Below are 20289 nucleotides of genomic sequence, written 5' to 3' on the forward strand. Positions count from 1 at the left end.
GGGTAACGGTAGCGGTCAGCGAGGGTAAACCCAACTCCCGTTGTGCTGTCGAGCTCCGACTCCGGCCGATGTGCGAATCTGGACCTCGTGACCCACTCTTCACCGCCACCACCCGTCTGCGTGCTCGGCCTCGGGCTCATCGGAGGCTCACTGATGCGTGCGCTGCACGACCGCGGTCGCCGAGTCTTCGGCTACAACCGCTCCGAGGAGACCGTGAGCGCCGCGAACGGGGATGGGTATGACGCCTCCGCGGATCTGGTCGCGACGCTGACCCGCGCTGCCCAGGAGTCGGCACTGATCGTGCTCGCCACCCCCGCACCGACCATCGACGCCATCCTCGCCGACGTCGTGAGGTACGCACCGCAGTGCCCTCTCACCGACGTCGTGAGTGTGAAACAGCAGGTGGCGGCCACGGTGCACGCGCATGGGCTGAGCCGGAACTTCGTCGGCGGTCACCCGATGGCGGGCAGCGCGGAGTCCGGCTGGCAGGCCACCGATGCGAGTCTGTTCACCGGAGCCGTCTGGGTGGTCGCGACCGATGACGGGGCGGATCCGCAGGTATGGCGGTCCGTTGCGCAACTCGCGCTCGACACCGGCGCCCGGGTGATCCCGGCCGCATCGGACGAACACGATCGCGCCGTCGCGGGTATCTCCCATCTACCTCACCTCACCGCGTCGGTGACCGCGGTGGTGGGAGCCGGCGAAGGCGAGCTCGCGCTGCGACTGGCCGCAGGTTCTTTCCGTGACGGCACCCGGGTGGCCGGAACCGCCCCGCACCTGCAGCAGGCGATGCTCGAGGCGAACTCCACCGCACTGCTCGCCGCGCTGAGCGAGACCATCGACCGGCTGACTTTTGCCCGCGATCAGCTCCGTGACCACGGCACGGTGGAGACACTGGTCGCCGACGGCTTCCGGGCCCGCAAGCACTACGAGAAGATCCACGCTGCCGGCGACGATCCGGCGATCACCGTCGAACTGGGTACCGACGGGTGGGAAGCCGCATTCCGCAACGCCGCCCGACAAGGGGCGGTCTGGGCGGGCTGAACTCGCCGAGATCGATCAGCTCACACCCGTTCGGCGAGCCCCGGGTAATTGACGACGAAACCGTTCTCATCGACGGTGATCGTCGTCTGCGCCACCGGCGAGACGATGTCGATACCCGCTGCGGCAGGCGTGTAACTCAGAGTGGCCGGGGTCACCTCGCCCGAGGGCAGGTAAAGATAGGCGACCGGGACCTCTGCGGGGCCTGAGTCCGGCTTGCCGAGCCCGAGACGCCGGATCGGCAGGGTGTTGAAGAAGGGGCTCAACGCGAGGTCGACGTCTTGGGCGCCACCGAAATCGCTGCGTTCCATCCCGCGGGCGCTCTGCACCAGCCACGCGTCCTGTCCGTCACGGGTGATGGAGATCTGTGTGTCCCCGCCGGCCCGCACGAGATGCAGGGACAGCCGCTTCGTGACTCCGGCATCGTTGGTGATCAGGTCGTACGAGGCGCTGAACGCCTCATGTTTGTCGGTCGCGGCACCGATGATCCGGCCATAGGCCTTGATCCGTTTGCCGGTGACGGTGACTCGCACCTGCTCGAGGCGTTCTTCACCGATGCCACGCCAGGTCATCACCGACTTGAAGCCACCGCTCTCGGACGCACCGGGCTGGGGCGCGACGGGCTCTTGGGACACGTCTGGAGAACTCACCTCTTCAAGGTAGGCGACTGAGCCACCTGTTACCGAACCAACCGGCGATATCGGCTACGCGATTGCCAGATCCGGCGCCCGGCGCAACCGCCCCTTCCCCGGTGCCGATGCCCAGGCCACCCCGGCGATGATGCTGTCGAGGATCAGGGCCAGCAGCGTCACCAGGAACGAACCGGCGATCATCGGCGGATAATCGTACGTGGCGAGTCCGTCGAAGATCGGCCGACCGAGGCCGCCGAGTCCCACGTACGCGGCGATCGCAGCGGTGGCGACCACCTGGAGCGTCGAGTTGCGCAGGCCACCGAGGATCAGCGGGAGCGCATTGGGCAATTCGACCTTCAACAGCACCTGCAATCCGTTGAAACCCATCGCCCGGGACGCGTCGACCACGGATTTGTCGACGTTTGCCACCCCCGCGTAGGTACCGGCGAGCAGCGGGGGCACGCCGAGCAGGATCAGCGCGATGATGGTCGGGGTCAACCCCAGACCCATCCACAGCGTGAAGAGCAGCAGCAGGCCCAGGGTCGGCAGCGAGCGCAGCATGTTGACGAGCCCCACCACGATCACCTCGCCCTTGCCGGTGTGACCGACGAACAGGCCGATCGGCACGGCGATCAAGGCGGCCAGGCCCACTGCGTAGAAGGTGTATTCGAGGTGCTGGGCTATCTCGATGAGCAGACCGTCTGTGTCGTCGGTTCCGGTCCAGTTGCTGGCGGTGGTGAGGTAGCTGACCGTGTCACTGAAGATGTTGCTCATGCCGGCGCCGCCTCTTTGCTCAGATTCATCCGGGCTCTCGACAGCCGACTCGGGGCCTTGCCGACCCGCGCCCACGGCGTGAGCAGCCGACCGAGCACCACCAGCAGCACGTCGATGACCAGCGCCAGCACCACCACGGCGATGATGCCCGCGACGATCTCATTGGTGTAGTTGCGGCTGTAACCCTCGGTGAACAGCCGGCCGAGGCCACCGAACCCGATCACCGCACCCACCGACACCATCGAGATGTTGGTGACGGCCACCACGCGGATGGTGGCGATCAACACCGGGATTGCCAGCGGCAGTTCGATTTTCAGCACTCGCTGCCACGGCTTGTAACCGATGGCGGTTGCGGCGTCCACCGCCATCGGTGGCACCGCATCCAGCGCTTCGGGGACAGAGCGCACGAGCAGCGCCGTCGAGTACAACGCCAGGGCGACCATCACGTTGACGTCCGAGAGGATTCGCGTGTTGATCACCGACGGAAGGACGATGAACAGGGCGATCGACGGGATCGTGAAGATGATCGATCCGATGATGATCGTGAGCCTGCGGGCGGGCCGCGACCGATACACCAGGAGCCCGAGTGGAATTGCGATGATCAGCGACACCAGCAGGGGCACCATCGACAGCTTGATGTGCTCGAGGGTGAGCTCCCAGACCTTCGGGAAATGGTTGAGCAGGTAGTTCATGAGGCCGACTTCCGCTGCTGCTCGAGCGCGGCGAGCACATCCGCGGCCCGGACCCCGCCACTGATCGTGCCCTTCCCGTCGACGACGACACCGATGCCCGACGGCGACGACAGCGCCGAGTCGAGTGCTTGGCGCAACGTGCCGCCCTCGGTGAACAGAGATCCACCGGCGGAGCAGCTCTCGTACAGCGAGCCCCCACCGGAGTGCACCTTCACGCCGGCGGCGTCGACCCAACCGAACGGGTTTCCGTCGATGGTCACCAGGCGCCACTCGTCCACGCCGAGCACCTGCCCGTCGATGTCGGCCTCCGTGATGGGGGTCAGGGGCTCGATCTGTACCCCGGCACCCGAATTGAACTGCAGCAGGCGGTAACCGCGGTCGCGGCCGACAAACGATGACACGAACTCGTCAGCGGGGGCCGCAAGCAGTCTGGCCGGGGTGTCGAACTGTCGCAGCTTGCCGCCGACACCGAAGATCGCGATGCGGTCGGCGAGTTTGACGGCCTCGTCGATGTCGTGGGTGACGAAGACGATGGTCTTGCGCAGTTCGCCCTGTAGTCGCAGCATCTCGTTCTGCAGATCTTCTCGCACGACTGGGTCGACGGCACTGAACGGCTCGTCCATCAGCAGGATCGCGGGGTCGGCGGCAAGCGCTCTGGCCACACCGACGCGCTGCTGCTGCCCGCCCGAGAGCTGACCTGGATAACGGGTCGCGACGGCTCGGTCCAACCCGACGCGCTCGAGCAGTTCCAGCGCGGCGTGCCGCGCAGCCTTGCGCGATTCACCCTGCAGCACAGGCACCGTCGCGATGTTGTCCACCACCCGCTGGTGTGGCATGAGCCCGGCGCTCTGGATCACGTAGCCGATCCCGCGGCGCAGGGAGACGGCATTGGCAGACCCGACGTCCTTGCCGTCGACCGTGATCGTGCCCGACGTCGGCTCGATCATGCGGTTGATCATCCGCATCGACGTCGTCTTCCCACAGCCCGACGGACCGACGAAAGCGGTGAAGCTGCCCTCTTCGATGTCGAGGGTCAGATTGTCGACGGCCGTGGTGCCGTCGGGGTAGGTCTTGGTCACCGATTCAAAGGTGATCATGGGGTTCGTTCCTTCCGGTGATCGGTTGCCAAGATCGTTGTCGAGGTGCTGGTCAAGACCCGAGCGCTTTGTTCAGATTCTGTGTCTCCACCCAGCGCTTCGCCGCGTCCTCGACCTCGAGCTTCTCTTTGCCCGAGACCAACTCGTTCAGGTTGCGCAACTCCTCCACCGTCAGTTTCGACGACACCGCGTCGAGTACCGCGCGGAGTTTCGGGGAGTCCTTGGTCTTCGCGAGAACGGGGACGATGTTGTTGGCCGGGAAGTTGTGTTTGGGGTCTTCGAGGACCACCAAATTCTCGGTGGTGATCGCCGGGGTCGTGGTGTAGATGTCGGCGGCCGTGACCCGCCCGCCGGTGAGCTCGTTGATCGTGGCCTGACCGCCGCTGTCGTTGTTGGGCCGGAAATCGACCTTGAGCCCGTAGTTGCGCTCGAGTCCCGGTACGCCGACCTCACGTGTCGCGAACTCGCTGTTGGCCATGAAACTGACCTTCTCCGTTTGCGATACCCGGGCCAGATCCTCGATCGACTTCAGGTTCCACTTGTCCGCGGACTTCTGCGTCACGGTCACCGAATCGGAGTTCGAGCCCGGCGCAGGGGTGTAGGTCAGCAGGTCGTCACCCTCGACCGTCGGCAGCTTCTGTTCGATGTCCTCCAGCGAGGTGAGCGCCGAGTACTCGGCGACCTGATCCTCGGTGAGACCAGGGGCAGTCGACGCGAGGTACTGCATCAGGTTGCCGATGTAGTCGGGGACGAGGTCGATGTCACCCGAACGCAGCGCGGGCAGGTATCGCTCGCGTGTTCCCGAGTTCAGCTGGTTCTCGACGGTGAAGCCGTTCGCCTCGAGTGCATCGATGTAGATCTGGCCGATGATCTGACTTTCCAGGACACCGCCGGAGCCCACGACGATGTGATTCGGATCCGGATCACGCGATCCGGCTCGACTGAGCGGGTCGAAGCATCCGGCGACCATGGCCGCGATGAGCAGGAGGATGGCGGGCAGCAGCGTGAAACGGAGCCACGTATCCCTGCGGATGAGCGTATGCACCCAGTCAATAGAACACGACCGAGTGCCTTTTCGTCACGACCTACGGTTGTTTTCGACCAGATTTGCCGGTTTTGAATCTCGCTGCGCGGAAAGGTTTGGCTCGGGGAAGTTTGGGTTACCCCGTCTGGTCGAGAGTCGCCCGGAACACGTGTGTCCGATACGGCAAGACGATCGTTCCGTCGGAATCGGCGACCTCGGCGCCGAGTCGGCGAACGCGTTCGAGGATGTCCGCGCGCTCGGACTCGGTGGCCGTGATGATCTGACTCCGCGAGTTCACCATTGCGAGGAGTTGTTCGATGTCGAGCCTGCGATCCCAGTCGAACGTCTCATGGCGGGGCACACCGAACGGCGGGCCCAATGTCGGTCCCCCCTGTGCGACGAACACCTCCGCCTCGCTCGCAGCGATGATCTCGGTCAGCTGGGCGACCCACGGAACGGTCTCGTCCCGGATGTTCCAGATCAGGCCGAGCGTGCCCCCGGGGCGGAGCACCCGGGCCGCTTCGGCGACGGCGACGAGCGGGTCGACCCAGTGCCACGACTGGCCGAAGGTGACGGCATCACAGACGTTGTCCGCGAGTGGGATCTGTTCGGCCGTGCCGATCAATCCGTGGACGGATGGCAACTGGGCGCTGAGGGTGTCCAGCATCGCGGAGTCGGGTTCGACGGTATATATCGTGCGCCCCGGTCGGAGCAGTGACGCCGTCAATTTGCCTGTCCCCGCTCCGACGTCGGCAACAACCATCACGTCGGGTGCGACAAGGCGCGCGACGGCCCGCGCCGGATAGCCGGGCCGTCCGGCGCTGTACGCCGACGCCTGTGCACCGAACGACGTCGCCCGTTTTTTCCGTGAGTCTTGTTCGGACATGGTCAGATCGGCCTGCCTACGCCCCGATGTCCACGCAGATCGCGAGCGCCGATTTGTCACTCGCCACGGTCTTGCCGTTCACCTTGATGCTGCAGGACACGTCCTCGCCGTTTGCGGTGAAGGCACTGAGCTGGAACGGCGGCTCCAGATTGTCGAACGACTTCGTCCACGGCGTACTCGGTGATGTCTCTGTTTTCTGCTCGCCGCCGGCATCACTGTAGAGAATCATCGAGGCGTTGCCGGTCACCTCGTAAACGACTGTGCCACCGGAACTCCCAGATGTTGTCGTGGTCGTCTCGGTGGTGGTGGTGTCCTCGGTACTGGTGCTGCCCGTGGTCGTCGTCGCGCTCGATGTCGTCGAGTTGGCTGTCGGTGAGTCGTCGTCACCATCGCTGCTGAGGACGAGGGCGGCGGTGGCGCCGCCGGCGACCACGAGCAGAGCGATCACGACGGCGAAGATGATCAGCAGAGTTTTCTTGCTGCCACCGCCGTTCGGGCCTTGCGGGGGCTGCCCGTAGCCGCCGTCATAGGGCGGGCCACCGTAGGGCGGCTGCCCGCCATACGGCGAGTTCCCGTACGGCTGCTCGCCGTAGGGTTGCTGGCCATACGCCTGCTGACTGTAATCGGGTTGCCCGTATCCAGGTTGGTTGTACTGGGGCTGTCCGTAGTCAGGTTGTCCGTAGTCGGGCTGCCCGCCGGCGGGCATCTGGCTGGTTCCGCTGGGACCGTAACCACCCTGATCCGGCGGCTGATTGCCGTAATACGGTTGCTGATCGCCGTAATAGGGCTGCTGCGGTGGTTGCTGGCCACCGTAATACGGCTGATCAGGCTTGTTCGGATCGTTGCCGTATCCGGGTCCCATGGACACCACTCCTCGTCGTCGGCAGCTAGGTCTCACACCCTACCGGCGAGCCGGCGGCGGTAGAGCAGTTGTCTTCCGTTCGTCAGTCCGGTGCGACAAGCCCTGCGAGGAACTCGACCAGCAACTTCGCGGTGACCGGCCGGGGCAGCGCTTCGACGGCCGCGAGCACCGTCGCCATGTCGAGGTCGCCGTCTCCGCGTGGGTCGAGGCCCGCCGCCACCAGCGCGGCACCGGCGGACTCACTGGACAGCCCGAGGACATCGGTGAGCGCCACCTCGTTCCGGTCGAAGGCAGCGGCGAGCTCGGCGAGGGCCGACGGCGGGGTCGCCGGCGGCTCCCCGCGCACCATGTCGGCAGCACTCCTGAACGCCGGTATCAATTCGTCGAGGATCGATGCGGTGACGCCGGTGACCGTCACGTGCGTCGTCGACGCCAGCACGGTCCCGTCGGGCTGCGTCAGAGACGGTTGCATCTGAAGGGTGAACCCGCGGTCCTGCACGGCGCTCGCCCACCGATGTGGATCGACCACGTCGTCGGCGCCGACGTCCGCAGCGACCGCGAAGACCGGCCCCACCGGCTCTCCGACCACCCGCAGGCCATCGATGGCACGAGCGGCAGCGACCAGCGCATCGGTCGAATCCCGGACACCTGCGACCAGACCGGCGTAGCCCTGCGGTCCGAGGGTCGTGGCGACGGCCCAGGCACTCGCGAGACCTGCCGCAGACTTCGACCCCAGCAATGTCGGATTCACCACGGGATAGCCCGGCCAATCGGTGATCCCGAAGTACTGGGCGCGATGCCGATCCCGGTCCCGATGCAGGAGCAGCGACGCCCCTTTCGGTGCGTACCCGTACTTGTGTAGATCCGCGGACAGACTGGTGACACCTTCGACCCGGAAATCCCATGGTGGCAAGGGCTTCTGTGCTGTGTCCCACCAGGGCAGTGCGAAGCCACCGAGGCACGCGTCGACATGGAGGGCCACGCCCCGCGCACCGGTCACCGCGGCGACCTCGGCAACCGGGTCGATCGAACCGGTCGGGTAGTTGGGCGCCGAGACCACCACAAGCACGGTGTCGGGGCGGATCGCCGCACCGATCAGATCGGCATCGACGACGCCGGTGGCCGGGTCCACCGGAACCCGGATGAGCTCGAGACTCAGCAGCGCGGCCGCCTTGACGAAGGCTGCGTGTGCGGTGGTCGGGATCACCAGCGAACCTGTTCCACGCGGGGCCGCCGCCAGATCGCGCGCCGCCTTCACCGCGAGCAGGCAGCTCTCCGTGCCTCCGGTCGTGACGTTTCCGACCATCGAGGTGTCACCGTGGAATACGTTGCGCCCGAATGCCACCAGCTCCCGTTCCATGACGGCGACCGACGGGAACACCGTCGGGTCGAGCCCGTTCACGGACTGGACGAGCCGAGCGGCCTCGCCGGCGATCCGGTCGAGTTCTGCCAGCCCACTGTCGTAGACGTACGACAGGACCCGGCCACCGTGGGTGGGCGCGTCCTGTGCTCGCAGTCGACGCAGGGTCTCGAGCACCTGCGCCCCGCGTGACGCGATGTGGCCTTCGCCGGGTGCAGGCATGCGGTCTCGTTCAGGCATCGATGACCTCTTCCTCGACGTGACTGTCGCTGTCGTTCTCACGGTAACCGCGCAGCAGCCAGATACTGATCGCGACGAGAACTGCGGGCACCGCAGAGAAGGCGAGCGCGATCGCCGTGACCGCGGAATCCGGCTGGGCCACCACCTCATCCCCGGACGACGAGACGAAACCCCCGATCGCGAGAGCGAGCAGGAACACGGCCGGACCCAATGCCAGGCCTGCGGTTTCGGTGGCCGTCCACACCCCGGCGAGCGCGCCGCCCCGCTCCCGACCCCCACGGCGGGCATCGGCATCGATGACATCGGGCAACATGGCGAGCGGAAAAGCTTGCATGCCCGCATATCCGACGCCTGCCACCCCGACGGCAAGATAGATCCACCAGCCGGGCAGCCAGGTCGCGACCACGAGAGCGGTGGTGGCACACACGAAGATCGACGACGCCGCGACCAGCCCGCGCACCTTGCCCCGCCGGGTGGCGAAGCGGTACCACAGGGGCATCACCAGCAGCGCGGGTGCGACAAGCGCCGCAAACAACACCGTGAGCGCACCTTCGTTGTCGAGCACGTACGTCGCGACGTACTGCGCACCGGCGAGCATCACCGCGCTGGCCAGTGCCTGAATCACGAACACCATCACCAGAATCCGGAATCGCCGCACGGTCCGCAGCGCATCGAGCCCGTCGCGGTACGCCACCGCGACACCGCGGCCGAGCTCGCGGCCAGGGGCGAGCGGCAACGCGCGACGCGCAGCGAGCAGCGTGGCGGCCAGCATGCCGGCACAGATGACGGCCGCCACCACGATGGCCATCACCACATAACCCGCGACATCCCCGCCGAACGCGTCCCGGATGGCCGGACCCCCGGCACCGACCAACAAAATCGTCAACGCCAGCACCGCAATTCGTATCGAGATCAGGCGCGTGCGTTCGTCGTAGTCCCCCGTCAGCTCGGCAGGTAGCGCGATGTACGGAACCTGGAAGAGGCTGTACGCCACCGCCGACAGCAGGAAGCAGACGAGCACCCACACCGCGCCGGCGGCGGCACCGAGCGCCGGTGGTGCCGCGAACGTCAGGACGAACACCGCGGGCAGACTCACCGCGCCGAGCAGCATCAGCCTGGCCCTGGTGCCGCGCAGTGCCGCAGTGCGGTCACTGAATGCGCCGATCCAGGGGTCCAGCACCACGTCCATGATCTTCGGCAGGATCACCACCGCGGACGCGACAATCGCCGCGACACCGAGGGTGTCGGTCAAGTAGTACGCCAGCACCAATCCGGGCAGCACCCCGAACCCACCCGTCCCGACGCTGCCGGCGGCGTAGCCGACGGTGACCGCACGAGGAAGTCTGCGCATCTTAGGCGACGATTGCCGATTCACCCTCACACCTTAGGCATGAGACGCATTTTCGCAGCTTGACATGGCCGCGCAGTTGGAGAACCACAGTGCGCGTGACCACTTCGGCGGTACCATCAGAGCGCTCGGACCTCGGCAATCCCCGTTAATCAAGCAGCGATGGAGTTCATATGTCAGACGTCGACCGGGGAATGATCACCCCCGCCTACACCGGCCGATTTGCCGTCGCCGGCATTCCCGCCCTTCAGATTCCGGACGACTCGATGGATCCCGAGGTGGCCTACCGCTTCATCCACGACGAGTTGATGCTCGACGGGAACTCGCGCCTGAACCTTGCCACCTTCGTCACGACCTGGATGGATCCCCAGGCCGAGAAGCTGATGGCCGAGACGTTCGACAAGAACATGATCGACAAAGACGAATACCCGCTGACCGCCGCCATCGAAGAGCGCTGCGTCGCGATGGTCGCGGACCTCTTCCACGCGCCCGACCTCGACCCCACCGTGGCGTCCAGCGCGACCGGTACGTCGACGATCGGTTCCTCCGAAGCGGTCATGCTCGGCGGCCTGGCCCTCAAGTGGCTGTGGAAGGCGAAGAAGACCGGCGGAGACGGAGCCGAAGGCGGAGCTCGACCATCGACCGGCACGCCCAACCTGATCTTGGGGAGCAATGTGCAGGTGGTGTGGGAGAAGTTCTGCCGCTATTTCGAGGTCGAACCGAGGTACCTCCCGATGGAGGAGGGCCGCTACGTCATCACCCCGGAGCAGGTCCTCGACGCGGTCGACGAGAACACGATCGGGGTGGTCGTCATCGCCGGCACGACCTATACCGGTGAGCTCGAACCCGTCAAAGAGATCGCGGCTGCCCTCGACAAGCTCGCCGCCGACGGTGGCGTCGACGTTCCCATCCACGTCGACGCGGCCAGCGGAGGTTTCGTCCTCCCCTTCCTGCACCCGGACCTCGAATGGGACTTCCGCATCCCGCGGGTGGTTTCCATCAACGTCAGCGGTCACAAGTACGGCCTGACCTACCCGGGCGTCGGATTCGTGGTCTGGCGCGACAAGACCTGGCTGCCCGAAGACCTGGTGTTCCGCGTCAACTATCTCGGCGGCGACATGCCGACCTTCACCCTCAATTTCTCGCGACCGGGCAATCAGGTGATCGGTCAGTATTACAACTTCCTGCGTTTGGGCCGACAGGGCTATGCCGACATCATGAGATCCCTGTCCGATACCGCCCAGTGGTTCGCCGGGCAGATCGAGGAGGAGGACGAGATCGAGATCGTCACCGACGGTTCTGCCATCCCGGTGGTCACCTTCAAGCTCCACAGTGATTGCGAGTTCACCGCATTCGATGTCTCGCATGGTCTGCGTTCCTACGGCTGGCAGGTACCGGCGTACACGATGCCGGACAATGTCTCCGACCTGGCGGTCCTGCGAGTCGTTGTCCGCGAGGGATTCTCCCGCGACATGGCCCGCGTCCTCCATCAGCACCTCGTGGAGGTCATGAAAGACCTGCGGCTCATCAAGTCCGACGGCCATCTTCCTCAGAAGCAGCACTTCGCACATTGACCTGACCAGACGCCGAGCGACCTTCGGCTCTCGATGGGAAATTCGGGTAGTGCACTACTCGCGGCAATGTGGTCTGATTCGTCGACCATCGACACATGCGCAATCACGGTGGCAGCCGAGTCAGCACCTACGTCTACGCGAATGATCCGATCCTGCAAGCAGGCGTGACGAGCACGCTCCGCATGTGTGCGGAGGTCCGGCTCGTCGCCGCGTGCGGCGTTGACAGCGCCGAGGTGGCGGTGGTGGTTGCCGACGCCCTCGATGAGGCGGTGCACCGCAATCTCAGGGCGATCCAGCGCGGCGGCGTCCCACGGACCATGCTCGTGCTCGGGTCGCTCGACGAGACCACGGTGGTCGCTGCGGCCGAGGCCGGGGTCAGTGGAATGATCCGTCGCACCGACGCGACCCGCGACAACCTGGTGACACAGATCAAGCGGATCGCGGCCGGCGGCGGGGCCGTTCCTGCCGATCTGGTCGGCACCCTCCTCGACGAAGTCGGGTATCTCCAGCGTCGCGGCGGTTTTCCTCGCAGGCCCGATGGCGCGCCCCTGTATGAGCGGGAGATCGAGGTGTTGCGGTTGGTGTCCGAAGGTTTCGACACCGCCGCGATCGCCGATGAACTCTGCTACTCCGAACGCACGGTGAAAAGTGTCCTGCACGACGTCACCACCCGGCTTCACCTACGCAACCGAACCCATGCCGTGGCCTACGCGATGCGTGAAGGTCTGATCTGAGCGGGTGCCACCTGGGGCGCATACTGGCCGGGTGAGGTCACATGGCAACTGACAAGCCCGACACCGCGCAGGCCGGGGGCGGCGACAGCTTCCTGACGGTGGTCATCGCGTTCGCCGCAAACCTCGCGATCGCCATCGCCAAGACGGGCGCCGCGATGCTGACCGGGTCCGCCTCCCTCGTGGCCGAGGCCGCGCATTCATGGGCTGACACGGGCAACGAAGTCCTGCTGCTCATCGCCGAGCGACGCTCGCATCGCGACCGCGATACCCGGCACCCCCAGGGGTATGGCAAAGAGGCCTACATCTGGTCGATGTTCGCCGGGTTCGGGCTCTTCGCCGTCGGCGCCGCGGTGTCGATTCAGCACGGCATCTCCGAGCTGATCTCGCCGGAGCCCGCCACCGACTATCTGGTGGCCTATGTGGTGCTGGGGATCGCGGCCCTGCTCGAGGGGGTCTCGTTCCTGCGGTCGTATCAACAGGCCAAGAAGGGCGCGGTCCAGCGCCGGGTCGGGTTGCTGAGCCAGGTCTTCCGAACCTCAGACCCCACCCTTCGGGCCGTATTCGCCGAGGACGCTGCCGCTCTCATCGGGCTCGCCATCGCCTTCGTAGGGATACTCCTGCACCAGCTCACCGGTTCCCCGACCTACGATTCGATCGGCTCCATCCTGGTCGGCATCCTGCTCGGGGTCGTCGCGGTGATCTTGATCAATCAGAACCGGAGATTCCTTCTCGGACAGGCCGTCGACGCCAGGACCCGCACAGTGCTGCTGCGGATGTTGCTGGGACACCCCGACGTCGACCGCGTGACGTACCTACATGCCGAGTTCACTGGGCCGGGCACGCTCTACCTTGTGGCAGCCATCGACTTCATCGGCAACACCAGCGAGAACGACCTGGCCAGAACGCTGCGCCGTCTCGAATCCGAGATCGAGACCGATCCGAGGGTGACCGAGGCAGTTCTGACGCTGGCGACGCCCGAGGAGGCGTCCCTCTCCGCCGATTGATCTCCCATGACGCCGAAGGATCAAAACTTCGGGTTTGTCTTCATTGATACTTTGCCGACCAAATGTTCCTCGCAGAATTAATTTCCCGTTTCGTGGTATCAACCGGCCAACGAAAAGTCGACTGACCTGCAACAAAACCCTCAACTCGTGCGAACGTCGAGTTGTTGGCCAATTGGCCGGCAGCCATCCGCCGAGGAGAGCCATGATGCACATCCATAACAGCCAGACATTGACGGTCGCAGATGCAGTCGAAATCCATTCCCAAGCCCACTCCGACAGACGGGGCACGCGCGACAAAGAGACCGGCCCAGCGCGATCGCCGCGCCGGGCCGATCCTTCGTCGCCGAGGTCGGGCGGCAACGATCCGAAGCTCATGCTGCGGGTTGCCAATGCGATTGAGGAGCAGTCGGATTGGACCCGGGTCATCAGCAACGTGTCGATGGGGATGTGGTTCGCGGTAGCGGTCCGCCCCGGCGCGTGCGGGTCACTACTGAGCGGATTGGCAGCCATGTACTTTCCCGAGACCGAGGTTTTCGGTGACCCCGGCAAAGCATTTCATGCCGCCGTCCAGGAAGCGCTGGTGATGAGTTGAACGGAATGGAGCGACCGATGCCCGAACAATTGACCACCGGCGAGCGAGGCATTCGAACCACGCCACCATCGACGAAAACTCACACAAAACCGAACGTGACCGATGTCACCCGCCGACAATTCGGCCTCGATAAAGTTGCGCCGAAATATGCCTCCCCACCAGCAAAAGCGCAGATCACCCGCGTGCTGCCGACGACCCGACCATCTCCTACGCTGGGGTCCAGAACCAGCGAGGAGATACACCCGATGCCGTACCGAGACGCCGCACTGGCCGCCAAGGGGGTCGCCGCGATCAATCTCGGCGATGGTCGGTTCACGGTGCCCGCGGCGCTGGCGGCAGACATTTCCCGCCAGCTGAAGTCGTTGCCGGAGTCGACCCGTGCGGTTGTCCTCAGCCTCAGCGACGACGCCTGCATCCTCATCGCACCCGGTGACCCGCTGGTGCTCTTCGTTCCCCGCACCGCCATCGGTACCGAGGGGTGATTGCCGATGGAGAACGCCCGTGGCATCTCGCATCTGATAGGAACAATCCCATGAGCGCACACGATTTCGACGCAACAACGCCTGACGGCGGAACGCAACCTCTCAAGGAGTACGCCGGGCAGGTCTTGCTGGTCGTCAATGTCGCAAGCAAGTGCGGCCTGACGCCGCAGTACGAGGGCCTCGAACAGCTGTACCGGGACAAGAAGGACAGCGGATTCCACATCCTCGGATTCCCGTGTAATCAGTTCGGGGGCCAGGAGCCCGGGACCGCCGAAGAGATCGCCGACTTCTGCGACACCAACTTCAACGTCACGTTCCCGATCTTCGGCAAGATCGATGTCAACGGTGAGAACGCCGACCCCCTGTACACCTACCTGCGTTCCGAGGCGCCGGGCGATTTCGGCCCGGAGTCCGGCTTCCTCTACGACCACGTGAAGAAGACGAGCCCCGACGCGATCGGCACCGACGACGTCAAGTGGAACTTCACCAAGTTCCTCGTAGGCCGCGACGGAGCCGTCATCAAACGGTACGAGCCGACCGTGACCCCGGAGGAGATCAGCGCCGAACTCGACGCCCTGCTGTAAACGCGCCCCGGGCCATCGGGTTGGTGGGGTCCGAATCGGGGTAGTTCCCTGGGATGACCCCTGACGGCTCCGAACGATCCGCTGACACCGGGCGCGATACACATTTCGATGTCTTGATCATCGGTGGCGGCAACGCCGGTATCAGTGCGGCAGGCCGACTGCGCCGCAAGGGCGTCGGCGATGTCGCGGTCATCGAACCCCAACAGGTGCACACCTACCGGCCACTGCTGTCGTACGTCGGTGGCGGGCAGGCGAGCCTGCGCAGCGCCGAGCGCACCCAGCGTTCGGTGACCCCGGACGGCTGCACGTGGATTCAGGACTCCGCGGTCAGGGTCGATGCCGCCGAGCGGGTCGTCCAGTGCGCTTCCGGCCGGCGGTACCGCTACACCGACCTGATCCTCGGTCCCGGGCTGGTGCCCGACACCGCGGCACTGCCCGGGATCGATGCTGCTCTCGACACCCCTGCCGTCGCGAGCAACTACATCGACCGGGCCGAGCAGACGTGGCAGCTGGTGCAGGCACTACCGGTCGGTGGCCGCGCCATCTTCACCGTTCCGCGGCAGCCGGTGAGTTGCACCGGGACGACGGTCAAGCCGCTGTTCCTGGCGGCCGCGCACTGGCAGAGCACCGGCCGTCTGTCCGGCATAGACATCACCCTGGTGGTCGACCGGCCGAACCTTCTCGGTGTCGACGGGCTCGATGAGCGACTCCTCGGTCATCTCGACGACCTCGGGGTTCACGTCCGGCTCGGTACCGCCGTGACAGCCCTGAGCCCGGGCACGCGAGAGATCACCATCACCGACGAGTCCGGGACAGCCGACGTGCTGCCGTACGACATGCTGCATCTCGTACCCCCGTTCCGCGGCCCTCGATGGCTCGAGGAGTCCGATCTGACCGGACGTGCTGCCCACGGCCTCGTCGACATCGACTCGCGAACCTTTCAGCACCGCGCGCATCCGACCGTCTGGGCCGCAGGCGACGGCGCCGCCATCGACACCGATCCGTCCGGCGGTGGCCTGCGACGCCAGATCTCGATCCTCGTCGACAACCTGCTCGCGGCGCGCTCCGGTGAGGCATTGCAGGAATATGACGGCTACACGGTGGCCCCGATCGTCATCGGGGCCCACACACTCATCGCCGCCGAATTCGATCGGGACGGGACGGTGACGTCGTCACTGCCGTCATTCCTCGACCCACTCAAGCCACGGCGTTCCGCGTGGGCATTCGACCGCTACGGGCTGCCCAGGACGTACTGGAACCTGATCCTCAAGGGGCGCTTGTAGCTCAACTACTAGGATCGAATACTCGAGGCGAGAACACGCCGTTCGACGATCGGAGAAGTGGTACATGGGTTTTGGTCGCTTGGAAGAGATCGTCGCTGACGCACGCGAGCAAGGGTGGTTCGTCGAAGGTTCTGCCAACGCCGAGCAGCTCGCCTTCCTCAGGACCGCCGCAGCAGGCTCAGAGGTCCGGCAGATCGCCGAGATCGGATTCAACGCCGGGTTTTCCAGTCATGCGTTCCTCGATGCGAACCCCGGAGCTCTGGTCACCTCCTTCGATCTGGCCGAACACCAGTACGTGTCGGCGGCCAAGAAACACATCGACGACGAATTCCCCGGACGCCACACACTGATTGCCGGTGACTCGCTGGAGACAGTTCCGCGGTTCGGCGACTCAGAACCCGACCACAGGTTCGATCTGATCTTCATCGACGGCGGACACACCTACGACATCGCCCGCGCCGACATCACCAACATGAGGCGGCTGGCCCACGAGAAGACCGTGCTCATCTTCGATGATCTGCTGCCGCACAAGCCGTGGGGCGAGGGACCCATTCGTGCGTGGCAGTGGGCGATCGACAGCGGAACCGTCGTGCAGACGGGCCTGTACCAAGACGGCATCGAAGTCGACGCGGTGCGCCCGGACGCAGCTCGCGGATGGGCCGTCGGGCGCTACGTCTGACGGACTGAGTTCGGGATCCGACCTCCGCCGACACGATCCGGTCGGAACATCTGTTACGGTTCTTCGTAACAGATGTTCCGATCGCGTGTCAGGAGGTGGCCCGACGTGGCTGTCAGGGTGGACGACGCGCGAGACCGCATCTCCCGCGCAGTGTGGGATACGGTCGCCGAGTTGGGGATCGAAGCCACGACGGTGCGCGCGGTTGCGGCCCGCGCAGAGTGCACCACCGGGCTGATCATGCACCGATTCGGCTCCCGGTCCGAGATGTTGGTCCACGCACGCCAGACCCTCTTCGAACGCACGGCAGCACGTGCAGACAGCGCCGGCAGTGCCCGAGGAACCACGGCGGCGGAGCGTCTTGTCGCCGTCGCCTGCACAGCATTACCACTCGACGATGAACGCGTTGTGGAGGCCCGCATCTGGACCGGGTTCGCCGCGGCCTCGATCGCCCACGCCGAGCTGCGGGAACTACACGTGCACCACACACGACAATGGCTCGCGCGCATCACCGAACACGTGGCACGTCTCGATTCGCGGGTCGACGATGCTGACGCCACTGCATACGCCCAACAGATCGTGGCAGCCGTGGAGGGCGTCGCGGTCCTGGCCGTACTCGACAGCGCAACGTACCCGCCGGCCGTACAGGAAAGGCTGGTGCGCAGCACGATTGCCGACGTGGTCGGTCGGATCGCAGGTGCTGCGCCGTGATCGACCCCCGGTTCGTCCTGATCGGTGCAGCCCTGTCGATGGTGGGGAGCTCGTGGTACGCGGTGCTGACCGTGCGCGGTGTCGTGCGCCCCAACCGGGTCTCGTGGTTCTTGTGGGCGGCCGCGCCGGCCATCGCGTTCGGCGCGCAGGTCGGCGACGGCGTCGGACTGCCTGCGGTGACCACCCTTGCGGTCGGTCTGGGACCGTTCGTCATCTTCTGCGCGTCGTTCGCCAATCCCTCGAGTTATTGGCGGGTCAGCAGATTCGACCTGTGGTGCGGCGTGGGTGCCGCGGTGGCACTGCTGCTGTGGCTGGTTCTCGACGATCCTGTCTTGGCCGTTCTCACCGCGGTGGCGGCTGACGCGATCGGCGGTATTCCGACTGTGATCAAGGCGTGGCGGCGACCCGATACCGAGCGCGGTTTTGTCTACTTGTTCGGCACCGCCAACGGAACCCTCGCGCTGTTGAGCCTGTCCGCGTTCGACGTCGCGGCCGTCGCGTTCCCGCTCTACCTGCTTCTGCTCGGGCTCACCATGTGCTCCATCGTGTCGCTGCGCGGGCGCCGATTCCACGCCGCAGCAGACCACTCCCCTGACCCGTCCCCGACGAAACGGACCTGCAATGCCCACCCTTCATCACGCCCCACTCGCCCACATCGACCAACACGCCCTCTACCGCATCATGGCGCTCCGGATCGCAGTGTTCGTGCACGAGCAGAGAATCGTCGATGAGGTCGAACTGGACGGCGCCGACCTACTGCCCACCACGGAACTGTTCTGGATGGAGGACGATGGCGGCGAGGTGACGGCCACTCTGCGCGTCCTCGCCGACCACGACCCGGTTCACATCGGCCGGGTGGCGACAGCGACCACTGCACGGGGCCGCGGCTACGCGGGTCGACTTCTCGCGGCTGCTCTGGCGATGTACCCCGGCACCATCGAGATCTCCGCGCAGGCTTACCTCGAAAAGTGGTACGGCCGCTTTGGATTCGTTCGCGTGGGGGACAACTACCAGGAGGCGGGCATCCCGCACCTGCGAATGCTGTTGACGCCCCGCTGATCGAGAGGGGACGCTCCCGGAGTCAGTCCTCCGGCCCTGCCGCTGCCGCCGTGGATGACGATGCGATCAGCCGCTTCGCGACCCGTACGTCGGGACCGATACGCAAGAGATGTTCGATCAGCTCGTCGGCGACCGTGATCAGGTGTTCATCGGTCAACGGATCCAGGATGTCGAGAATGAACAGCGCCGTGGTCGTGGCCTCGGTCAGCTGGGTTCGCCGGCCTTGGCGCCAGTTCCATCTCCGGCAGGTCACCCCGATGTCGTCGCACCACACCACTTCCCCGGCGGCGGGATGTTCGGTAGCGTCTTCACCGCCGGCGACGGTATCGAACGCCTCACTTCCCTCGGCCCGGATCAAGCGTGGTGCTCCCACGTATCGACTGAGATCTTCTCCGCCAACCGGGATCTGGTGCAGTACCGAGATGGCGTTGTAGACGTCGGTCAGTCGGTTCACGCGCGGTAACCCGTCCTGGGCCCTACGGAGCAGGGCTTCGGCGCTATTGCGGGTGCGCTGCGGTTTGGCCCCGAATGCCCGATAGGCTTCGCGCCAAGATGCTATGTGCGGCAACTCTTCTACTGGTCGATCAGTCAGCCGGGCAGATGCTTCCGCCGCCCGCAGCAAGGTGTCACTCGTCTCGTCGCTCGGGCCCGGGACCAGGCCGTCGACCGCGATGAGCAGCGCTCGGTAGTCGGGCCGCAGAGCGAAGACCGCATCCTCTACTCGGGCCCGGTCCAGTACCTCCTGCATGTCTACCAACCTCTTTCGGCGAGCCGGTGCGGCTGTGGGATGTCGTCGACGTTGATACCGACCATCGCCTCACCCAACCCACGCGAGACCTTGGCCAGAACATCGGGATCGTCATAGAACGTGGTCGCCTGCACGATCGCAACCGCCCGCTCCGCGGGATTGCCGGACTTGAAGATCCCCGACCCGACAAACACACCCTCAGCACCGAGCTGCATCATCATCGCCGCATCAGCCGGCGTCGCGATACCACCGGCAGTGAACAACGTCACCGGCAACTTGCCGCTCTCGGCCACCTCGACCACCAACTCATACGGCGCCTGCAACTCCTTCGCGGCCACGAACAACTCATCCTTCGGCAACGACGTCAACCGACGGATCTCGTCGCGGATCTTGCGCATATGGGTCGTGGCATTGGACACATCACCGGTACCGGCCTCCCCCTTGGAACGGATCATCCCCGCACCCTCGGTCAGACGCCGCAAAGCCTCACCCAGATTCGTCGCACCACACACGAACGGCACCGTGAACTGCCACTTGTCAATATGGTTGGCGTAATCAGCCGGAGTCAACACCTCGGACTCATCGACGTAGTCCACACCCAGGCTCTGCAAGATCTGCGCCTCGACGAAATGCCCGATCCGCGCCTTGGCCATCACCGGAATCGACACCGCAGAGATGATCGAATCGATCATGTCCGGATCACTCATCCGCGACACACCACCCTGGGCACGAATATCGGCCGGAACCCGCTCCAGAGCCATCACCGCAACAGCACCCGCATCCTCGGCGATCGTCGCCTGCTCCGCGGTGACGACATCCATGATCACCCCACCCTTGAGCATCTCGGCCATCCCACGCTTGACACGCGCGGTTCCGGTACCGGACG

At 65.3% G+C, this 20289-nt stretch carries 23 protein-coding genes; 12 read left to right on the plus strand and 11 right to left on the minus strand.

The annotated features are described in order from the left end of the window. Nucleotides 1–87 precede the first annotated feature (87 nt). Nucleotides 88–1044, plus strand: coding sequence for a prephenate dehydrogenase (locus BH683_RS09665; protein ID WP_084836071.1), 957 nt, complete (start codon nucleotides 88–90; stop codon nucleotides 1042–1044). A 20-nt stretch (nucleotides 1045–1064) separates the two neighbouring features. Here BH683_RS09665 and BH683_RS09670 read toward each other — a convergent pair whose 3' ends face one another. From BH683_RS09670 to BH683_RS09710, 9 genes are all read right to left on the minus strand, one after another. Next, on the minus strand, nucleotides 1065–1676 hold the full coding sequence (locus BH683_RS09670; protein ID WP_246833287.1) for a putative glycolipid-binding domain-containing protein: 612 nt from the start codon (nucleotides 1674–1676) through the stop codon (nucleotides 1065–1067). A 69-nt stretch (nucleotides 1677–1745) separates the two neighbouring features. Continuing rightward, nucleotides 1746–2447, minus strand: coding sequence for an ABC transporter permease (locus BH683_RS09675; protein ID WP_084836021.1), 702 nt, complete (start codon nucleotides 2445–2447; stop codon nucleotides 1746–1748). Beyond that, entirely contained in the window at nucleotides 2444–3139 is a 696-nt protein-coding gene (locus BH683_RS09680; RefSeq protein WP_084836022.1) for an ABC transporter permease, read from the minus strand. Before BH683_RS09680 ends, BH683_RS09675 begins: the two co-directional genes overlap by 4 nt. Beyond that, complete coding sequence (locus BH683_RS09685) at nucleotides 3136–4236, minus strand: ABC transporter ATP-binding protein (protein ID WP_084836023.1); 1101 nt, start codon at nucleotides 4234–4236, stop codon at nucleotides 3136–3138. Before BH683_RS09685 ends, BH683_RS09680 begins: the two co-directional genes overlap by 4 nt. Before the next feature lie 52 nt (nucleotides 4237–4288). Continuing rightward, on the minus strand, nucleotides 4289–5281 hold the full coding sequence (locus BH683_RS09690; protein WP_084836024.1) for an ABC transporter substrate-binding protein: 993 nt from the start codon (nucleotides 5279–5281) through the stop codon (nucleotides 4289–4291). Between the two features lie 115 nt (nucleotides 5282–5396). Next, nucleotides 5397–6146, minus strand: coding sequence for a class I SAM-dependent methyltransferase (locus tag BH683_RS09695; RefSeq protein WP_084836025.1), 750 nt, complete (start codon nucleotides 6144–6146; stop codon nucleotides 5397–5399). A 16-nt stretch (nucleotides 6147–6162) separates the two neighbouring features. Further along, nucleotides 6163–7008 (minus strand): hypothetical protein, encoded by an 846-nt coding sequence (locus BH683_RS09700; RefSeq protein ID WP_084836026.1) that lies wholly within the window; start codon nucleotides 7006–7008, stop codon nucleotides 6163–6165. 82 nt (nucleotides 7009–7090) lie between these two features. Beyond that, complete coding sequence (locus BH683_RS09705; protein ID WP_084836027.1) at nucleotides 7091–8608, minus strand: aminotransferase class V-fold PLP-dependent enzyme; 1518 nt, start codon at nucleotides 8606–8608, stop codon at nucleotides 7091–7093. Beyond that, nucleotides 8601–9959 carry an MFS transporter gene (locus BH683_RS09710; RefSeq protein ID WP_084836028.1) on the minus strand — a complete coding sequence of 453 codons (1359 nt, stop codon included), beginning with the start codon at nucleotides 9957–9959 and terminating at the stop codon, nucleotides 8601–8603. Before BH683_RS09710 ends, BH683_RS09705 begins: the two co-directional genes overlap by 8 nt. A 170-nt stretch (nucleotides 9960–10129) precedes the next feature. On the opposite strand from BH683_RS09710, the gene BH683_RS09715 reads away from it, so the two are divergent. The 11 genes from BH683_RS09715 to BH683_RS09765 all read left to right on the plus strand — a co-directional run bounded on the left by BH683_RS09715 (nucleotide 10130) and on the right by BH683_RS09765 (nucleotide 18655). Beyond that, complete coding sequence (locus tag BH683_RS09715) at nucleotides 10130–11530, plus strand: glutamate decarboxylase (protein ID WP_084836029.1); 1401 nt, start codon at nucleotides 10130–10132, stop codon at nucleotides 11528–11530. A gap of 95 nt (nucleotides 11531–11625) precedes the next feature. Continuing rightward, entirely contained in the window at nucleotides 11626–12264 is a 639-nt protein-coding gene (locus BH683_RS09720; RefSeq protein ID WP_084836030.1) for a response regulator transcription factor, read from the plus strand. A gap of 41 nt (nucleotides 12265–12305) precedes the next feature. Next, nucleotides 12306–13268: a cation diffusion facilitator family transporter gene (locus BH683_RS09725; RefSeq protein WP_084836031.1), complete on the plus strand. Its 963-nt coding sequence runs from the start codon at nucleotides 12306–12308 to the stop codon at nucleotides 13266–13268. A gap of 202 nt (nucleotides 13269–13470) precedes the next feature. Further along, nucleotides 13471–13860: a hypothetical protein gene (locus BH683_RS09730; protein WP_084836032.1), complete on the plus strand. Its 390-nt coding sequence runs from the start codon at nucleotides 13471–13473 to the stop codon at nucleotides 13858–13860. Nucleotides 13861–14105: 245 nt separating this feature from the next. Then, the gene (locus BH683_RS28375; RefSeq protein WP_143696026.1) at nucleotides 14106–14342 is read left to right on the plus strand and encodes a hypothetical protein; all 237 of its coding nucleotides are present in this window, start codon (nucleotides 14106–14108) and stop codon (nucleotides 14340–14342) included. Between the two features lie 50 nt (nucleotides 14343–14392). Further along, nucleotides 14393–14926: a glutathione peroxidase gene (locus tag BH683_RS09740; RefSeq protein ID WP_084836034.1), complete on the plus strand. Its 534-nt coding sequence runs from the start codon at nucleotides 14393–14395 to the stop codon at nucleotides 14924–14926. A gap of 53 nt (nucleotides 14927–14979) precedes the next feature. After that, nucleotides 14980–16209 (plus strand): FAD/NAD(P)-binding oxidoreductase, encoded by a 1230-nt coding sequence (locus BH683_RS09745; protein ID WP_084836035.1) that lies wholly within the window; start codon nucleotides 14980–14982, stop codon nucleotides 16207–16209. 64 nt (nucleotides 16210–16273) lie between these two features. Continuing rightward, nucleotides 16274–16888, plus strand: coding sequence for a class I SAM-dependent methyltransferase (locus tag BH683_RS09750; protein ID WP_084836036.1), 615 nt, complete (start codon nucleotides 16274–16276; stop codon nucleotides 16886–16888). Between the two features lie 105 nt (nucleotides 16889–16993). Next, on the plus strand, nucleotides 16994–17596 hold the full coding sequence (locus BH683_RS09755) for a TetR family transcriptional regulator C-terminal domain-containing protein (protein ID WP_168187004.1): 603 nt from the start codon (nucleotides 16994–16996) through the stop codon (nucleotides 17594–17596). Next, entirely contained in the window at nucleotides 17593–18327 is a 735-nt protein-coding gene (locus tag BH683_RS09760) for a hypothetical protein (protein ID WP_084836038.1), read from the plus strand. Before BH683_RS09755 ends, BH683_RS09760 begins: the two co-directional genes overlap by 4 nt. Beyond that, nucleotides 18218–18655 (plus strand): GNAT family N-acetyltransferase, encoded by a 438-nt coding sequence (locus BH683_RS09765; RefSeq protein ID WP_084836039.1) that lies wholly within the window; start codon nucleotides 18218–18220, stop codon nucleotides 18653–18655. Before BH683_RS09760 ends, BH683_RS09765 begins: the two co-directional genes overlap by 110 nt. Nucleotides 18656–18677: 22 nt before the next feature. Here BH683_RS09765 and BH683_RS09770 read toward each other — a convergent pair whose 3' ends face one another. Further along, on the minus strand, nucleotides 18678–19403 hold the full coding sequence (locus tag BH683_RS09770) for a phenylalanine--tRNA ligase beta subunit-related protein (RefSeq protein WP_084836040.1): 726 nt from the start codon (nucleotides 19401–19403) through the stop codon (nucleotides 18678–18680). A 2-nt stretch (nucleotides 19404–19405) separates the two neighbouring features. Next, nucleotides 19406–20289, minus strand: an 884-nt coding sequence (gene pdxS, locus BH683_RS09775; RefSeq protein ID WP_084836073.1) for a pyridoxal 5'-phosphate synthase lyase subunit PdxS, incomplete at its 5' end; no start/stop codon positions are given.

Source organism: Williamsia sp. 1138, from assembly GCF_002095435.2.
Classification (GTDB): Bacteria; Actinomycetota; Actinomycetes; order Mycobacteriales; family Mycobacteriaceae; genus Williamsia.